We start from the raw sequence: 11,347 nt of genomic DNA on the forward strand, positions 1-11,347 counted from the left end.
GCTTTCCTCCGGGCGCTTCCCTTCGGTCTTGCGTTTCCGACTCTATCAGACCGTTTCCGTATCCGATTTCCTCGGCGCTTTCCAGGTTCCCGCTTCCGCGTTTCCCTTTCCGGCGGGTCCGACTCTATCAGATCCTTTCGGGCCCGATTTCCTCGGCGCCTTCCAGATAATCCGCTCTCGCGTTTCCCTTTCCAGCGGCTCCGACTTTATCAGATTCTCTGAGTCGGAATTCCCACCCTGTCGGGACTGTCTCCGGAGCACGAAGCTTCGGGTTTCCTGTTCAGGTGGAGACGTAAACGTACTGGAGCGGGCAGCCCCGATGCAAATCGAGGCGGCCCGCTCCTGGTCGAGGTCTGACCGGCGGTCAGACCTCGACGACCACCGGAAGGATCATCGGGCGCCGGCGGTAGGTGTCGGACACCCACTTGCCCAGCGTGCGGCGGATGAGCTGCTGCAGCTGATGGGGCTCCACCACGCCGTCCTGAGCCGAACGCTCCAGGACTTCCGTGATCTTCGGGACGACCTCCGAGAAGGCGGAGTCGTCGATGCCGGAGCCTCGTGCCTGCACGTGCGGGCCGCCCGTGAGCTTGCCGGTGCTGGCGTCCATCACCACGAAGACCGAGATGATGCCCTCGTCACCGAGGATCTTGCGGTCCTTGAGCGCGGGCTCGCCGACGTCACCGACCGAGAGGCCGTCAACGTAGACGTATCCGGCCTGGACCTTGCCGGAGATCTTCGCCTTGCCCTCGACCAGGTCGACGACGACGCCGTCCTCGGCGATCACGATCCGGTCGTGCGGGACGCCGGTCAGGGCACCCAGCTCGGCGTTGGCGCGCAGGTGACGCCATTCGCCGTGGACCGGCATCAGGTTGCGCGGCTTGCAGATGTTGTAGAAGTACAGCAGCTCGCCCGCGGAGGCGTGACCGGAGACGTGCACCTTGGCGTTGCCCTTGTGGACGACGTTCGCGCCCCAGCGGGTCAGACCGTTGATGACGCGGTAGACCGCGTTCTCGTTGCCCGGGATCAGCGACGACGCCAGGATCACCGTGTCGCCCTGGACGATGCGGATCTGGTGGTCGCGGTTCGCCATCCGGGAGAGGGCCGCCATCGGCTCGCCCTGGGATCCCGTACAGACGAGGACGACCTCGTGGTCCGGGAGGTCGTCGAGCGTCTTGACGTCGACGACCAGGCCCGGCGGGACCTTCAGATAGCCGAGGTCGCGCGCGATGCCCATGTTGCGGACCATCGAACGGCCGACGAAGGCGACCCGGCGGCCGTACTCGTGGGCGGTGTCCAGGATCTGCTGGATGCGGTGCACGTGGCTGGCGAAGCTCGCCACGATGATCCGCTTGCTGGCGTTCGCGAAGACCTGGCGCAGCACGTTCTGGATGTCGCGCTCGGGCGGGACGAAGCCGGGGACCTCGGCGTTCGTGGAGTCCGAGAGAAGGAGGTCGATGCCCTCTTCGCTCAGGCGCGCGAACGCGTGCAGGTCGGTGAGGCGGCCGTCCAGCGGGAGCTGGTCCATCTTGAAGTCGCCGGTGTGGACGGCCATGCCCGCGGGGGTGCGGATGGCGACCGCGAGGGCGTCCGGGATGGAGTGGTTGACCGCGACGAACTCGCAGTCGAAGGGGCCGATGCGCTCGCGGTGGCCTTCGGCCACTTCGAGCGTGTAGGGCCGGATGCGGTGCTCCTGGAGCTTCGCCTCGATGAGGGCGAGGGTCAGCTTGGAGCCGATCAGCGGGATGTCCGGCTTCTCGCGCAGGAGGAACGGGACGCCGCCGATGTGGTCCTCGTGGCCGTGCGTGAGCACGATGCCCTCGATGTCGTCGAGGCGGTCCCTGATGGACGTGAAGTCCGGCAGGATCAGGTCGATTCCGGGCTGCTCCTCCTCGGGGAAGAGCACTCCGCAGTCGACGATCAGCAGACGGCCTCCGTACTCGAAGACCGTCATGTTCCGGCCGATCTCGCCGAGACCGCCGAGCGGGGTGACCCTCAGGCCGCCCTTCGGGAGGACCGGCGGTTTGCCGAGTTCAGGATGCGGATGACTCAAAAGACTCTCCTCACCACGCACGCCACGTACCTGGCAAGGCACGTGGCGTGCGTGACGTTCGTGCAGTAGCTGTTGTGTGGGGTGCAGGCCCGTGGCCTGCGGGTCGGGCTTATTCAGTTGTGAAGTCTGTGGTCAGAGCTCTACCCCGCCGGCGGCAAGATCGATCTTGAGCTGGGCGGTCTCCTCGGGCGACAGTTCGACCATCGGGGCACGGAGCGGACCGGCGGGCAGGCCCTGGAGGGCGAGCGCCGCCTTGGTCGTCATGACGCCCTGGGTGCGGAACATGCCGGTGAAGACGGGGAGCAGCTTCTGGTGGATCTCGGTGGCCTTCTGGACGTCTCCCGAGACGTAGGCGTCGAGCATGGCGCGCAGGTCCGGGGCCACGACGTGACCGACGACGGAGACGAAACCCACGGCGCCGACGGAGAGCAGCGGCAGGTTCAGCATGTCGTCGCCCGAGTACCAGGCGAGGCCCGAGCGGGCGATGGCCCAGCTGGCGCGGCCGAGGTCTCCCTTGGCGTCCTTGTTCGCGACGATACGCGGGTGCTCGGCGAGCCGCACCAGGGTTTCGGTGTTGATCGGTACGCCGCTGCGGCCGGGGATGTCGTAGAGCATGACCGGCAGTTCGGTCGCGTCGGCGATGGCCGAGAAGTGACGGTACAGGCCCTCCTGAGGGGGCTTGTTGTAGTACGGCGTCACGGTGAGCAGGCCGTGCGCGCCGGCCTTCTCGGCCTCGCGGGCGAGCTCGATGCTGTGGCGGGTGTCGTTCGTGCCGACGCCGGCGACGATGTGGGCGCGGTCGCCCACCGCCTGCAGCACGGCGCGTACGAGCTCCGATTTCTCCGCGTCGCTGGTGGTCGGGGACTCACCGGTGGTGCCGTTGATGATCAGGCCGTCGTTGCCTGCGTCCACCAGGTGGGTCGCGAGCCGCTGAGCGCCGTCGAGGTCGAGCCCGCCGTCCGCCGTGAAGGGCGTGACCATGGCGGTGAGGACCCGCCCGAAGGGGGTCTGCGGAGTGGAGGTCGGAGCCATGGGTAATACGCTACTCGCTGCTCACCGCGGGGTCTGCCCTCGGGTGCCATGGCAAAGCATGACAAAGGTGGAACCCGGCACTGCCTGCTCGGGGGTTCAAGCAGTGCCGGGTCCGTTTGATCAGGCTAGATGAACTTCGCGAAATGCCGCAATACGGACACTTCGCTCGGTTGATCCGTACATCTGTGCCGGACCGGTGCGCGGAGGCGCGTTACGGCGCCACGCGCCCGTTGGCGTTGTACGCCGCGTGTGTGAGGGGCATGAGCTTCGCCCATTCCGCCTCCATCTTCTCGGCCACCATCTCGATCTCCCGCTGCGGGAACGACGGCACCTTGGCGAGCTCGTGCTGGGTGCGCAGTCCGAGGAAGTGCATCAGGGAACGGGCGTTGCACGTGGCGTACATCGAGGAGAAGAGTCCGACCGGGAGGGTGGCGCGGGCGACCTCGCGGGCGACACCGGCCTTCAGCATCTCCTGGTACGCGGCGTAGGACTGCCGGTAGGACTCCTCCATGGCCGTGGTGACGGTCTTGTGCTGTTCGGGGGTGCCCTCGACGAACTCGTACTTGCCGGGGCGGCCCTGCTGGACCAGCTTGCGGTCCTCGGCGGGAACGTAGAAGACCGGCTCCAGCTCCCTGTAGCGGCCCGATTCCTCGTTGTACGACCAGCCCACGCGGTGCCGCATGAACTCGCGGAAGACGAAGATCGGGGCGCTGACGAAGAAGGTCATCGAGTTGTGCTCGAAGGGGCTTCCGTGACGGTCCCGCATCAGGTAGTTGATCAGGCCCTTGGAGCGCTCGGGGTCCTTCTGCAGTTCCTCCAGCGACTGCTCACCGGCGGTGGAGACGCGGGCGGCGAACAGCACGTCGGCGTCGGACGCCGTGTGCTTGATCAGCTCGACGGTGACATCGCCGCGGAAGCTGGGCTTGAGGTCGTCGGCCGGGTTGTCGGTCACGGTGCGGAAGGTCCTTCCCATCGCTGGCTCGGGCGGCGACCACTTTACGGCCCGGCACAGACAACGGGCGTTCGGTGCCGGGCCGCGACATTCATCGGCGAACTTCTGCGAATTCGGTGATTCCGGGCACCTCTTGTAACGTTCGGCCGTCTGTATGAGTGGGAGCGGCGTGTTCGAGAGGTTCGCGTCGCTTGCCACCGGATCACCCACGTCACCCGGATCACCCGGATCACGTCACCGTGCCCGGCGAATCCCAGAGGAGAAGCACCGCCCATGTCCCTCCCCCAGCTACCGCCGGGAGGTGCCCCCAGCGCGCCCGTCCCGCTCGCCTTCACCGCCGAAGCCGACTCGTTCCGCAGCAACGTCGCTCCGCCGCCCCGCGAGCGGTCCTCCGCCGGCCAGATAGCCGGTCGCTGGCTCTTCGGCCTCACCCTGGCCGCCGGGATAGCCGGGGCCCTGGTCCTCGGAATGCCCGCCCTGTCGCAGGATCCGTCGCCCGCTCCGACGCAGCACTCCGTGGCGTCGGACAACCGCTGACCCTTCCGGACCCCCGAGGGTGGTGAGCCCTCAACCGGCTCGATAACCTCACCGGGCACTGCCCATGCGTGGATCGAGTGAGGACCAGACGTGCCCCTGCCCTTTCTGACGGCGGACCGCGCCTTTGACGAGGCGGCGGACGATGTCGCGCTGCCCTTCGACGACCGCGACCGCTGGCGGCGCCCCTACCGTCCCGGTCCCTGGCGGGTGGGCGCGGCCGCGCTCGTCCTGCTGCTCGCCTCGTACGTGCTCGTCGCGGCCGTGATCATCGCCGTCGCCGGGACGCTGTCCGGCGCCGCCGCCTGCATGGCCGTCGCAGGGGTCGTCATCCTGTGCGCGCTGCGGCTGCTGCGCATGGGTGTGTGGGTCAGCGCCCGGGGGCTGCGCCGGGTGGGGTTCCTCGTCACGCGGACGACCCCGTGGGAGCGTGTCATGGCGGTGCGCACGGCGCAGCAGCCGGTGCGCTGGCTGGGGCTGCCGCGCACGGTCCAGGGCCAGGCCCTGACGCTGGTGACCGCGGACCGCGCGCCCGGGGACGTGCCGCCGCTGATGACCACGCACAACGCCGACTTCCTGGCACGCACCGAGGCCTTCGACCGCGCGGCCGACGTCATCGAGGTGTGGGCCGACGAGTACCGCCGGGTCTGAGACATCACGCGAAGGGGCCGGTCCGCACATGTGCGGACCGGCCCCTTCGTCGTACGGCCTGGTCAGGCTTCCAGGGTCCGGCCCTCGTGGAGGGCGATGGCCCGTTGCATGGCCTTGCGGGCGCGCGGGGTGTCGCGGGCGTCGTGGTAGGCGACGGCGAGACGGAACCAGCTCCGCCAGTCGTCCGGGGCGTCCTCGGTCTCGGCCTTGCGGCGGGCGAAGACCTCGTCGGCCGAGTCGCGGTCGATGCGGCCGCCCTCGGTGCGCCGCAGCTCGTCCACGGGCAGCCCGCCCTCGGAGTCGAGCACGGCGGCGAGCCGGTTGGCCTTCCGGACGAACTGGGTGTTCTGCCAGAGGAACCAGATGCCGATGACCGGCAGGATGAGCACCGCGACCCCGAAGGTGACGGTGATCAGGGTGCCGTTCTGGATGAGCAGCACGCCCCGGCTGCCGACCAGGACGAAATAGACGACCAGGACGGCGGCCGTGACGGCATAGGTGATCTTCGCGCGCATGTCTGCCGGCTAACTGTCGTACGTCCCCGGCTCAGCCGAGGTCGAGGAAGTGTTCCAGGCCGAAGGTGAGGCCCGGGGTGGTCACCACGCGGCGGGCGCCGAGCAGGATGCCCGGCATGAAGCTGCTGTGGTGGAGGGAGTCGTGGCGGATGGTCAGGGTCTCGCCCTCGCCGCCGAGCAGGACCTCCTGGTGGGCCAGGAGGCCGCGCAGCCGGATCGCGTGCACCGGGACGCCGTCGACGTCGGCACCGCGGGCGCCGTCCAGGGCGGTCACCGTGGCGTCGGGCTGCGGGGCGCTGCCCGCGCGCTCGCGGGCCGCGGCGATGAGCTGAGCGGTGCGCGTGGCGGTGCCGCTGGGGGCGTCCACCTTGTTCGGGTGGTGCAGTTCGACGACCTCGACGGACTCGAAGTACGGCGCGGCGGCCTCGGCGAACTTCATCGTCAGCACGGCCCCGATGGAGAAGTTGGGCGCGATGAGCACGCCCGTCTCCGGGGACGCGGCGAGCGAGGTGCCGAGCTGCGCGAGGCGCTCCTCGGTCCAGCCGGTGGTGCCGACGACGGCGTGGATGCCGTGCCGGACGCAGAAGTCGAGGTTGCCCATCACCGAGGCCGGGGTGGTCAGCTCGACCACGACCTGGGCGTCGGCCTCGACCAGCGTCTCCAGCTTGTCGCCGCGGCTCAGCGCGGCCACCAGCTCCATGTCCTCGGCGGCGTCGACGGCTCGTACCGCCTCGGCTCCGATCCGGCCCTTGGCACCGAGGACCGCCACGCGCAGCTTGCTCATTGCTTGGTTCCTTACCGAGACGGGATTCACGCGACCGCGTCGTGCAGTCGGGAGGCCTGCTTGTCCTTGACCGGGCCGATGACCGCCAGCGAGGGCCGCTGTCCCAGGACGTCCCGGGCGATGGAGCGGACCTCGTCGGGGGTGACCGACGCTATCCGGGCGAGCATGTCGTCGACCGACATCTGCTCGCCCCAGCACAGCTCACTCTTGCCGATGCGGTTCATCAACGCGCCGGTGTCCTCCAGGCCGAGGACCGTGGATCCCTGCAGCTGACCGATGGCGCGGCCGATCTCGTCGTCCGAGAGGCCGTGCTCGGCGACCTGGTCGAGCTCGTCGCGGCAGAGCTTGAGGACGTCGTGGACCTGGCTCGGGCGGCAGCCCGCGTAGACGCCGAAGAGGCCGCAGTCGGCGAAGCCCGAGGTGTACGAGTACACGCTGTAGGCCAGGCCGCGCTTCTCGCGGACCTCCTGGAACAGGCGCGAGGACATGCCGCCGCCGAGGGCGGTGTTCAGCACGCCGAGGGCCCAGCGGCGGTCGTCGGTGCGGGCCAGGCCCGGCATGCCGAGGACGACGTGGGCCTGCTCGGTCTTGCGGCCGAGGAGTTCGACGCGGCCCGCGGTGCGGATGCCGCGCCGGCCGTCGCGCGGGGCGATGGGGGTCGCTTCCACGTTCTTGAGGGCGCCGGCCTTCTCGAAGGCGGCGCGGACCTGGCGTACGACCTTGTTGTGGTCGACGTTGCCCGCGCAGGCCACGACGAGGTGCGTCGGGTCGTAGTGCTTCTTGTAGAAGCGGCGGATGCGGTCCGCGGTGAGGGCGTTGACGGTGTTGACCGTGCCGAGGACCGGGCGGCCGAGGGGGGTGTCACCGAGCATGGTGTGCGCGAACAGGTCGTGCACGCAGTCGCCCGGGTCGTCCTCGGTCATCGCGATCTCTTCGAGGATGGCGCCGCGTTCGACGTTGACGTCGTCCTCGAGGATGAGCGAGCCGGTCAGCATGTCGCAGACGACGTCGATCGCCAGCGGCAGGTCGGTGTCGAGCACGCGCGCGTAGTAGCACGTGTACTCCTTGGCCGTGAACGCGTTCATCTCGCCGCCGACCGCGTCGATCGCCGAGGAGATGTCCAGGGCCGACCTGCGGGTGGTGCCCTTGAAGAGCAGGTGCTCCAGGTAGTGCGTGGCGCCGTTCAGGGACGGCGTCTCGTCGCGGGAGCCCACGTGCGCCCAGATGCCGAACGTGGCGGAGCGCACGGAGGGGAGCGTCTCCGTGACGATGCGCAGGCCGCCGGGCAGGGTGGTCTTGCGGACCGTGCCGATGCCGTTCGCGCCCTTGATGAGGGTTTGGGTACGGGCGACGGCCCGCGCCTCCGAAGAGGTGCGGGCCGTCGTCGTGGAGCTACTCGACGTCACTGGTCGGTGTCGTCCTTCTTGTCGTCGTCGCCTTCGCCCTCGACCACGGGGATCAGGGAGAGCTTGCCGCGGGAGTCGATCTCGGCGATCTCGACCTGGACCTTCTGGCCCACACCGAGGACGTCCTCGACGTTCTCCACGCGCTTGCCGCCGGCGAGCTTGCGGATCTGCGAGATGTGCAGCAGACCGTCCTTGCCCGGGAGCAGCGACACGAACGCGCCGAACGTCGTCGTCTTCACGACGGTGCCCAGGTAGCGCTCGCCGACCTCCGGCATGGTCGGGTTGGCGATGCCGTTGATCGTGGCGCGGGCGGCCTCGGCGGCCGGGCCGTCGGCGGCACCGATGTAGATGGTGCCGTCGTCCTCGATCGTGATCTCGGCGCCGGTGTCCTCCTGGATCTGGTTGATCATCTTGCCCTTGGGGCCGATGACCTCACCGATCTTGTCCACGGGGATCTTGACGGTGATGATCCGCGGGGCGTTCGGGGACATCTCGTCCGGCGTGTCGATCGCTTCCATCATCACGTCGAGGATGTGGAGGCGGGCGTCGCGGGCCTGCTTGAGGGCCGCGGCCAGGACGGAGGCGGGGATGCCGTCCAGCTTGGTGTCGAGCTGGAGGGCGGTCACGAACTCCTTGGTGCCGGCGACCTTGAAGTCCATGTCGCCGAAGGCGTCCTCCGCACCGAGGATGTCGGTGAGGGCGACGTAGTGCGTCTGGCCGTCGATCTCCTGGGAGATGAGACCCATGGCGATGCCCGCGACGGCGGCCTTCAGCGGCACACCGGCGTTGAGCAGCGACATGGTGGAGGCGCAGACCGAGCCCATGGACGTCGAACCGTTGGAGCCGAGGGCCTCGGACACCTGGCGGATCGCGTAGGGGAACTCCTCGCGGGTCGGCAGGACCGGCACGATCGCGCGCTCGGCGAGCGCGCCGTGGCCGATCTCGCGGCGCTTCGGGGAGCCGACGCGGCCCGTCTCGCCGACGGAGTACGGCGGGAAGTTGTAGTTGTGCATGTAGCGCTTGCGGGTCACCGGGGAGAGGGTGTCCAGCTGCTGCTCCATGCGGAGCATGTTGAGGGTGGTGACGCCCAGGATCTGGGTCTCGCCACGCTCGAACAGCGCCGAGCCGTGCACGCGCGGGATGGCCTCGACCTCGGCGGCCAGCGTACGGATGTCCGTGACGCCGCGGCCGTCGATGCGGACCTTGTCCTTGATGACGCGCTCGCGGACGAGCTTCTTCGTCAGCGCGCGGTACGCGGCGGAGATCTCCTTCTCGCGGCCCTCGAACTGCGGGAGCAGCTTCTCGGCGGCGATCTCCTTGACGCGGTCCAGCTCGGCCTCGCGCTCCTGCTTGCCGGCGATGGTGAGCGCCTGGGCGAGCTCGCTCTTGACCGCGGCGGTGAGGGCCTCCAGGACGTCGTCCTGGTAGTCGAGGAAGATCGGGAACTCGGCGGTCGGCTTCGCGGCCTTGGCGGCGAGGTCCGACTGCGCCTTGCACAGGACCTTGATGAAGGGCTTCGCGGCGTCGAGACCGGCGGCCACGACCTCCTCGGTCGGCGCCTCGGCGCCGCCCTTGACGAGCTGGATCGTCTTCTCGGTGGCCTCGGCCTCGACCATCATGATCGCGACGTCGCCGTCCTCGAGGACGCGACCGGCGACGACCATGTCGAAGACGGCGTCCTCGAGCTCGGTGTGCGTCGGGAACGCGACCCACTGGCCGTTGATCAGCGCGACGCGGACGCCGCCGACCGGGCCGGAGAAGGGAAGACCGGCCAGCTGGGTGGACGCGGAGGCGGCGTTGATCGCCACGACGTCGTACAGGTGGTCGGGGTTGAGCGCCATGATCGTCGCGACGACCTGGATCTCGTTGCGCAGGCCCTTCTTGAAGGACGGACGCAGCGGCCGGTCGATGAGCCGACAGGTGAGGACGGCGTCCTCGGAGGGACGGCCCTCACGGCGGAAGAAGCTGCCGGGGATCTTGCCCGCGGCGTACATCCGCTCCTCGACGTCGACCGTCAGGGGGAAGAAGTCGAGCTGGTCCTTGGGCTTCTTGGAAGCGCTGGTGGCCGACAGCACCATGGTGTCGTCGTCCAGGTACGCGACGGCGGAGCCGGCGGCCTGCTTGGCCAGGCGGCCCGTCTCGAAGCGGATGGTACGGGTGCCGAAGGAGCCGTTGTCGATGACGGCCTCGGCGTAGTGGGTCTCGTTCTCCACTAGCGTTTTCTCCTCGTCTTCGTCCTGTCCTGCCCGTGTGGCAGGGGGACGGTGGCGAAGAAGCGCTCCTTCTCGTGCGGGCCGGTCTTCGATCGAAGCACCCGGGGCTCTGGTGCCCGGGGGCCACTACCGAGGACCGGCGGCGATGAGGCGCGCTTCTCCTCGTTCGTTGTCGTGGGACGCCCTACCCGGCGGGTACGGCGTCGTCACGCTGTGTTCGTACGTGCTGTTTCCTGCGTATTGCGTTGTGCTACCACATTACAAAGCGTCGGTGACACTCCGCATGTAGAGAGCGCGTGCGACGGCACATACGGCAAAGGGAGCGGTCCCCAGGACGTGGGAACCGCTCCCTTCACGGCGTCTTACTTGGCGCCCGCCGCACCGCGGCGGATGCCCAGGCGGTCGACCAGCGTACGGAAGCGCTGGATGTCCTTCTTGGCCAGGTACTGCAGGAGGCGGCGACGCTGACCGACCAGGATCAGAAGACCACGGCGGGAGTGGTGGTCGTGCTTGTGCGTCTTGAGGTGCTCGGTCAGGTCCGAGATGCGGCGCGAGAGCATGGCGACCTGGACCTCGGGGGAGCCGGTGTCGCCCTCCTTCTGACCGAACTCGCTGATGATCTGCTTCTTCGTAGCGGCGTCGAGCGACACGCGTACTCCTCGTAGTCTCATGTCTGCCGCCGAGTGCCCCTGGTCCACTTCTCAGGGGAGCTTCCGTGACTCGGCAGGCGGGATCCGCTGCGCGCGGCCTCCAGAGGGGTGCTCCGGGGGTGCGTACACAAACGGCCGTTACACAGGGTACCAGCCTGGGCGGATACGTCTGTCCGGGTCCATGAACATTCCCGGGCGGCGCGGACCGGGCCACTAGGGTGACGGCAGAGGTCATTCGTACGTGGGGAAGGGGCCGACGGAACATGGCCGAGGAAGCGGAGAACGACGTCAGGGCGCGCAAGGAGCGGGAGAAGGACGAGCTCTACGGGCTCGACATCTCGGGCGCCGAATGGCAGAGCGCGCCGGGCACCGAGGAGCACGAGGAGCGGGTCGAGATCGCCCACCTGCCCGGGGGTGCGGTGGCCATGCGGTCCTCCCTCGACCCCGGGACGGTCCTCCGGTACACGGAGGCGGAGTGGCGGGCCTTCGTGCTGGGCGCGCGGGACGGCGAGTTCGACCTGGAGCCGGCTCCGCCCGCGGGTGGCCTGCCGACGGAGTAG

11 protein-coding genes are annotated in these 11,347 nt (G+C 68.9%); 3 read left to right on the top strand and 8 right to left on the bottom strand.

Features of this window, described 5'->3' with window-relative positions; genetic code table 11:
- Nucleotides 1-364 precede the first annotated feature (364 nt).
- The 3 genes from ACFW6B_RS03765 to thyX all read right to left on the bottom strand — a co-directional run bounded on the left by ACFW6B_RS03765 (nt 365) and on the right by thyX (nt 4,034).
- Nucleotides 365-2,050 carry a ribonuclease J gene (locus ACFW6B_RS03765; RefSeq protein WP_386591723.1) on the bottom strand — a complete coding sequence of 562 codons (1,686 nt, stop codon included), beginning with the start codon at nt 2,048-2,050 and terminating at the stop codon, nt 365-367.
- A 132-nt stretch (nt 2,051-2,182) separates the two neighbouring features.
- Entirely contained in the window at nt 2,183-3,082 is a 900-nt protein-coding gene (gene dapA, locus ACFW6B_RS03770) for a 4-hydroxy-tetrahydrodipicolinate synthase (RefSeq protein WP_386591724.1), read from the bottom strand.
- 211 nt (nt 3,083-3,293) lie between these two features.
- Nucleotides 3,294-4,034 carry an FAD-dependent thymidylate synthase gene (gene thyX, locus ACFW6B_RS03775; protein ID WP_386591725.1) on the bottom strand — a complete coding sequence of 247 codons (741 nt, stop codon included), beginning with the start codon at nt 4,032-4,034 and terminating at the stop codon, nt 3,294-3,296.
- A gap of 273 nt (nt 4,035-4,307) precedes the next feature.
- Between thyX and ACFW6B_RS03780 the strand changes: the two genes are divergently transcribed.
- Both ACFW6B_RS03780 and ACFW6B_RS03785 read left to right on the top strand, forming a co-directional pair.
- On the top strand, nt 4,308-4,571 hold the full coding sequence (locus ACFW6B_RS03780; RefSeq protein ID WP_386591726.1) for a hypothetical protein: 264 nt from the start codon (nt 4,308-4,310) through the stop codon (nt 4,569-4,571).
- Between the two features lie 90 nt (nt 4,572-4,661).
- The gene (locus ACFW6B_RS03785) at nt 4,662-5,219 is read left to right on the top strand and encodes a hypothetical protein (protein ID WP_386591727.1); all 558 of its coding nucleotides are present in this window, start codon (nt 4,662-4,664) and stop codon (nt 5,217-5,219) included.
- Between the two features lie 62 nt (nt 5,220-5,281).
- On the opposite strand, the gene ACFW6B_RS03790 is transcribed toward ACFW6B_RS03785, so the two are convergent.
- From ACFW6B_RS03790 to rpsO, 5 genes are all read right to left on the bottom strand, one after another.
- Nucleotides 5,282-5,734, bottom strand: a complete 453-nt coding sequence (locus tag ACFW6B_RS03790; RefSeq protein WP_386591728.1) for a hypothetical protein — start codon at nt 5,732-5,734, stop codon at nt 5,282-5,284.
- 31 nt (nt 5,735-5,765) lie between these two features.
- Nucleotides 5,766-6,518, bottom strand: a complete 753-nt coding sequence (gene dapB / locus ACFW6B_RS03795; RefSeq protein WP_386591729.1) for a 4-hydroxy-tetrahydrodipicolinate reductase — start codon at nt 6,516-6,518, stop codon at nt 5,766-5,768.
- Between the two features lie 26 nt (nt 6,519-6,544).
- Entirely contained in the window at nt 6,545-7,924 is a 1,380-nt protein-coding gene (locus ACFW6B_RS03800) for a M16 family metallopeptidase (RefSeq protein WP_386591731.1), read from the bottom strand.
- Entirely contained in the window at nt 7,921-10,137 is a 2,217-nt protein-coding gene (locus ACFW6B_RS03805) for a polyribonucleotide nucleotidyltransferase (protein WP_386591732.1), read from the bottom strand. The genes ACFW6B_RS03800 and ACFW6B_RS03805 overlap by 4 nt, the downstream gene beginning before the upstream one ends.
- A gap of 362 nt (nt 10,138-10,499) precedes the next feature.
- A complete protein-coding gene (gene rpsO, locus ACFW6B_RS03810; RefSeq protein WP_028802543.1) occupies nt 10,500-10,787 on the bottom strand; it encodes a 30S ribosomal protein S15 in 288 nt (95 codons plus the stop codon).
- A gap of 263 nt (nt 10,788-11,050) precedes the next feature.
- Here rpsO and ACFW6B_RS03815 point away from each other — a divergent pair, with 263 nt between their 5' ends.
- Complete coding sequence (locus ACFW6B_RS03815) at nt 11,051-11,347, top strand: DUF397 domain-containing protein (protein ID WP_386591733.1); 297 nt, start codon at nt 11,051-11,053, stop codon at nt 11,345-11,347.

It is taken from the genome of Streptomyces sp. NPDC058751 (assembly GCF_042746485.1).
In the GTDB taxonomy this organism is placed as follows: domain Bacteria; phylum Actinomycetota; class Actinomycetes; order Streptomycetales; family Streptomycetaceae; genus Streptomyces.

Excerpts from the sequence above, each read along its gene's own strand:
- ACFW6B_RS03780 (WP_386591726.1), top strand. The coding sequence starts at position 4,308 with ATGTCCCTCCCCCAGCTACCGCCGGGAGGTGCCCCCAGCGCGCCCGTC.
- dapB (WP_386591729.1), bottom strand. The coding sequence starts at position 6,518 with ATGAGCAAGCTGCGCGTGGCGGTCCTCGGTGCCAAGGGCCGGATCGGA.
- ACFW6B_RS03815 (WP_386591733.1), top strand. The coding sequence starts at position 11,051 with ATGGCCGAGGAAGCGGAGAACGACGTCAGGGCGCGCAAGGAGCGGGAG.
- ACFW6B_RS03790 (WP_386591728.1), bottom strand. The coding sequence starts at position 5,734 with ATGCGCGCGAAGATCACCTATGCCGTCACGGCCGCCGTCCTGGTCGTC.
- dapA (WP_386591724.1), bottom strand. The coding sequence starts at position 3,082 with ATGGCTCCGACCTCCACTCCGCAGACCCCCTTCGGGCGGGTCCTCACC.